This window comes from Spirillospora sp. NPDC049652, from assembly GCF_040675125.1.
Taxonomy (GTDB): Bacteria; Actinomycetota; Actinomycetes; order Streptosporangiales; family Streptosporangiaceae; genus Spirillospora.
Genome location: NZ_JBFAOF010000533.1, coordinates 1 through 4,974, shown reverse-complemented (window position 1 = coordinate 4,974; position 4,974 = coordinate 1). Strand labels below are relative to the sequence as shown.

Sequence of the window (4,974 nt, the reverse complement as noted above, 5' to 3'; positions counted from 1 at the left end):
CGACGCCGGACGCCGGTCCTTCGGGGTCAGCAGGCGTCGGCGCAGGGGCCGGTGGCGGCGCCCGCGGCCTTGCCGCCGGGGTCGCCGCCGTTCCTGGCGCGGTCGCGGTGGCGCTCGACCAGCAGGCGGCGGGGGCCGGGGCCCTCGTCGCCGAGCCGGTCGTAGGGGTTGGCGAGCGCGCACGTCTTGATGGACAGGCAGCCGCAGCCGATGCAGTCGGTGAGGTCGTCGCGCAGCTTCTCCAGCTGCGCGATGCGGTCGTCCAGCTCCGAGCGCCAGGTCTCGGAGAGGCGGGCCCAGTCCTCGGTGGTGGGGGTGCGCTCCTCGGGGAGGGTGGCGAGGGCCTCGCGGACGCGGTCCAGCGGGATGCCGACCCGCTGGGCGACCTTGATGAACGCGACCCGGCGCAGCGTGTCGCGGGTGAAGCGGCGCTGGTTGCCGGCCGTCCGGCGGCTGCTGATCAGCCCCTTGGACTCGTAGAAGTGCAGGGCCGAGACCGCCACCCCGCTGCGTTCGGCGAGCTGCCCGACGGTCAGCTCGTGGACCCTGAACTCCAACCTCGACATACCAGCGAGGTTACTGCGCGGTGAGCGCCCCGGGCACGGGCGCCGAAGCCCGGGCACCGGCGGCGGGCGTCCGGGCACCGGCGCCGAACGCCCGGGCACCGGCGGCGGGCGTCCGGGCACCGGCGGCGGGCGGTCGGGTCACTTGGCGGCGAGGGCCGCCAGGTGGGCCTCGATCCGCTCCAGCCGGGCCCGCAGGTCGGCCATGTCCGACTTGTCGGACGACTGCTCGCTCTCCCGCAGCCGGACGACCAGCGACCCCTGCGGTTCCAGCGTCACCACCCGGGTGTCGTGGACGCCGTCCCCGCCCTGCTCCAGGATGCCCTGCACGACGTCCGGCTTGCCGAGGCCGAGCCGGAACAGGGTGCGCTCGCGCCACTGCCCGTTCCAGACCAGGACGCTCGGCCGTCCGTGGACCAGCCGGTGCAGCCACGGCACCAGCAGGACGAGCCGCACGAACACCGCGTTCGCGGCGACCAGCAGGACCGCGCCGAGCGCGCCGCCCAGCAGCGAGTTGTCGGGGCCGATGATCGCGTTCTGGACGACGTTCGACAGCAGCAGCATCACCACGAAGTCGAAGCCGTTCAGCTGGGCCAGCTCCCGCTTCCCGGCGAGCCGCAGCAGCACCACGATGAGCAGGTAGACCGCGAAGGTGCGGATCACCTTGTCGGCGACGGGGATCTGGACGTGCATCAGGTCGTGCCACATACCGCCCGACCCTAGTGACGCGGACGGGGCCGCGCCCGGCAGGACGCGGCCCCGTTCGTCAAGGGATCACTCGCCGAGGCGGTGCACCAGGGCGTCGTACTCGTCCCACAGCTCCTTCGGCAGGTGGTCGCCGAAGGTCTGGAAGTGCTCGGGGACCAGGGCGGCCTCCTGCTTCCAGACCTCGGGGTCCACCGTGAGCAGCGTGGTGAGGTCCTCGTCGGACAGGTCCAGGCCGTCGAGGTCGAGGGCCTCGCGGGTCGGCAGGTGGCCGATCGGGGACTTGGTGGCGTCGGCCTTGCCGTTGAGCCGGTCCACGATCCACTTCAGGACGCGGCTGTTCTCGCCGAAGCCCGGCCAGATGAACTTGCCGTCGGCGTCCTTGCGGAACCAGTTGACGTAGTAGATGCGCGGCAGCTTCTCCACGTCGGTGGAGCGGCCGATCTTCAGCCAGTGGCCGAAGTAGTCGCCCATGTTGTAGCCGCAGAACGGCAGCATCGCGAACGGGTCGCGGCGCAGCTCGCCGACGGTGCCCTCGGCGGCGGCGGTCTTCTCCGAGGCGATGTTCGCGCCCAGGAAGACGCCCTGCTGCCAGTCGAAGGACTCGGTCACCAGCGGGACGGCGGTGGCGCGGCGGCCGCCGAACAGGATCGCCGAGATCGGCACGCCGTTCGGGTCCTCCCACTCCGGCGCGATGATCGGGCACTGCCCGGCCGGGGTGGTGAAGCGGGCGTTGGGGTGGGCGGCCGGCACGCCGGACTCCGGCGTCCAGTCGTTGCCCTTCCAGTCGGTGAGGTGCGCGGGCGGCTCCTCGGTGAGGCCCTCCCACCACACGTCGCCGTCGTCGGTGAGCGCCACGTTGGTGAAGATGGAGTTGCCGTAGAAGGTCTTCACCGCGTTGGCGTTGGTGCCCTCGCCGGTGCCCGGCGCGACGCCGAAGAACCCGGCCTCGGGGTTGATCGCGTAGAGCCGGCCGTCCTCGCCGAACCGCATCCAGGCGATGTCGTCGCCGATGGTCTCGACCTTCCAGCCCGGGATGGTCGGCTCCAGCATGGCGAGGTTGGTCTTGCCGCAGGCGGACGGGAACGCGGCCGCGACGTAGCGGGTCTCGCCCTCCGGCGGGGTGAGCTTGAGGATGAGCATGTGCTCGGCGAGCCAGCCCTCGTCGCGCGCCATCGTGGAGGCGATGCGCAGCGCGTAGCACTTCTTGCCGAGCAGGGCGTTGCCGCCGTAGCCCGAGCCGTAGGACCAGATCTCGCGCGTCTCGGGGAAGTGCGAGATGTACTTGGTCGAGTTGCAGGGCCACGGGACGTCCTGCTGGCCCGGCTCCAGCGGCGCGCCCACGGTGTGGACGGCCTTGACGAAGCCGCCGCGCTCCTCTATGAGGCGCAGCGCGGGCTCGCCCATGCGCGTCATGATCCGCATGGAGACCGCGACGTACGGCGAGTCGGTGATCTCGACGCCGAGCTGGGAGATGTTGCCGCCCAGCGGGCCCATGCAGAACGGCACCACGTACATGGTGCGGCCCTTCATGGCGCCCTTGAACAGGCCGCCGAAGGTCGCGCGCATCTCGTCCGGCGCGATCCAGTTGTTCGTCGGGCCGGCGTCCTCCTCCTTTTCGGAGCAGATGAACGTGCGGTCCTCGACGCGCGCGACGTCGGACGGGTCGGAGGCGGCGTAGAAGCTGTTGGGCCGTTTCTCGGGATTCAGCCGCTTGAACGTGCCCTGCTCCACGAGGAGGGAGGTCAGGCGTTCCCATTCCGCGTCCGAACCGTCGCACCACTCGACTCGCTCGGGCTGGGTCAGCTCGGCGATCCCGCGGACCCAGTCGACGAGCTCAGGGTGACTGGTCGGGGCCTGGTCGAGGCCGGGGATCTCCTGGTTGGACACGGGCAACTCCTTCAGCTGTTCGCAGGATGTTTGCATCATGAGCAAATCTCGCGGCTTTTTCCATTTGGTCTGGACCAATCCAGTGGAGTTGCGGGGCGAGCCGAGCCCATTTGTGATTGATCTCACCGGGAATCGGCCGTACCCCGCACACCGCATGACCGCTCATGCCCCCGCTCACGCCGGGTATACCCGCACTTCCGTGGCCTTAACGGACACCCACACCCACACACCCTCGGAGAGGAGCAGATCGGCCACCGCGGCGGCCGTCACATCAGCCGAAACCTCCGGTCCACCCTTGATGTCCGGATCTGAACCGATCCCGTCGAGCCGGATCCGGAACCGGTCGCCACGGCTCTCCACCGCGCTGACACGGGCTTTCCAGAGGTTGCGGGGGCTGCCGTCCGGCCGGGAGCGGTACAGCGCCACGGCGGATGGCTCGAAAGCGAGAAATACATCACCCTCGGGTGAGGTGACGGCGTCGATCTTCAGGCCGCCGTCCGCGAGGACGACGGTTCCTCCGTCCGCTCCTCCCTCCGCGCGGCCCCGGAACAGGTTCAGCCCGACCAGCCGCGCCACGTACGGCGTGCGCGGGTGCCGAGCGACCTCGGCGGGGGCGCCCTCCTGGACGAGCCGTCCGCCCTCCACCACGACCAGCCGGTCGGCGAGGGTCAGCGCGTCCAGCGGGTCGTGGGTGACCAGGACCGCCGCGCCCCCGAACCCGGCCAGATGGCGGCGCAGGGCCGCCCGGACCTCCAACCGCGTGTGGGCGTCCAGCGCGGACAGCGGCTCGTCCAGCAGCAGGAGCCCGGGGCGGACGGCCAGCGCCCGCGCCAGCGCGACCCGCTGCGCCTGCCCTCCCGACAGCGCGCGCGGACGCGCCGACGCCTGCTCCGCCAGCCCGACGCGCTCCAGCCACTCGGCCGCGCGGCGGCGCGCCTCGCGCCTGCCCGCGCCCTGCGCGCGCGGGCCGAACGCCACGTTCTCCAACGCCGACATGTGCGGGAACAGCAGGTAGTCCTGGAAGACCATGCCGACGCCGCGCCGGTCGGGCGGCAGGGCGGTCAGGTCGCGTCCGTCCACGCGGACGTGGCCGCCCGCGAGCGGGGCGAGCCCGGCGAGGGCGCGCAGGGCGGTGCTCTTGCCCGCGCCGTTCGGGCCGAGCAGCGCCACCACCTCGCCCGGCGCGGCGGCCAGGGCGAGGTCGAGGTCGAACCCGGGCCGCCGCACGACGAGCCGGGCGTCCAGGCCGGCCGCGCTCACGACGCGCCCGCCCAGCGGTCGCGGAGGGCGACCAGGACGGCCACCGACACCGCCAGCAGCACCAGGCTCAGCACGATCGCGGCCTGCGGATCGGTCTCCAGCGCGAGGTAGACCGCCAGCGGCATCGTCTGCGTCCGGCCGGGGAAGTTGCCCGCGAAGGTGATCGTCGCGCCGAACTCGCCGAGCGCGCGGGACCAGCACAGCACCGCTCCAGCCAGCACGCCGGGCGCGGCCATCGGCAGCGTGACGCGCCGGAAGACCGTCCAGCGGCCCGCGCCGAGCGTCGCGGCCGCCTCCTCGAACCGGGCGTCGGCGGCGCGCAGCGCGCCCTCCACGCTGATCACCAGGAACGGCATCGCCACGAACGTCTCGGCGAGCACCACACCGGACAGCGTGAACGGCAGCGTGACCCCGAACGCGCGGTCGAGCCACTCCCCCACCAGCCCGCGCCGGCCGAGGACCAGCAGCAGCGCGACACCGCCGACGACGGGCGGCAGGACCAGCGGGACGGCGAACTGCTTGCGGGTGAGCGCGACGTAGCGTCCGTCCCGGAAGA

5 protein-coding genes are annotated in these 4,974 nt (G+C 72.3%); all 5 read right to left on the bottom strand.

Translation table 11 applies throughout. The annotated features are described in order from the left end of the window. Positions 1 to 26: 26 nt before the first annotated feature. Positions 27 to 566 (bottom strand): redox-sensitive transcriptional activator SoxR, encoded by a 540-nt coding sequence (gene soxR, locus AB0J52_RS27110; protein WP_500185148.1) that lies wholly within the window; start codon positions 564 to 566, stop codon positions 27 to 29. A gap of 138 nt (positions 567 to 704) precedes the next feature. After that, complete coding sequence (locus tag AB0J52_RS27105) at positions 705 to 1,271, bottom strand: DUF421 domain-containing protein (RefSeq protein ID WP_500185147.1); 567 nt, start codon at positions 1,269 to 1,271, stop codon at positions 705 to 707. A 66-nt stretch (positions 1,272 to 1,337) separates the two neighbouring features. Further along, entirely contained in the window at positions 1,338 to 3,158 is a 1,821-nt protein-coding gene (locus AB0J52_RS27100) for a phosphoenolpyruvate carboxykinase (GTP) (protein WP_500185146.1), read from the bottom strand. 174 nt (positions 3,159 to 3,332) lie between these two features. Continuing rightward, positions 3,333 to 4,418, bottom strand: coding sequence for an ABC transporter ATP-binding protein (locus tag AB0J52_RS27095; RefSeq protein ID WP_500185145.1), 1,086 nt, complete (start codon positions 4,416 to 4,418; stop codon positions 3,333 to 3,335). Next, positions 4,415 to 4,974: molybdate ABC transporter permease subunit (gene modB, locus AB0J52_RS27090; RefSeq protein ID WP_500185144.1), on the bottom strand; the 560-nt coding region annotated here is incomplete at its 5' end. The genes modB and AB0J52_RS27095, both read right to left, overlap by 4 nt.

Excerpts from the sequence above, each read along its gene's own strand:
- soxR (WP_500185148.1), bottom strand. The coding sequence starts at position 566 with ATGTCGAGGTTGGAGTTCAGGGTCCACGAGCTGACCGTCGGGCAGCTC.
- AB0J52_RS27105 (WP_500185147.1), bottom strand. The coding sequence starts at position 1,271 with ATGTGGCACGACCTGATGCACGTCCAGATCCCCGTCGCCGACAAGGTG.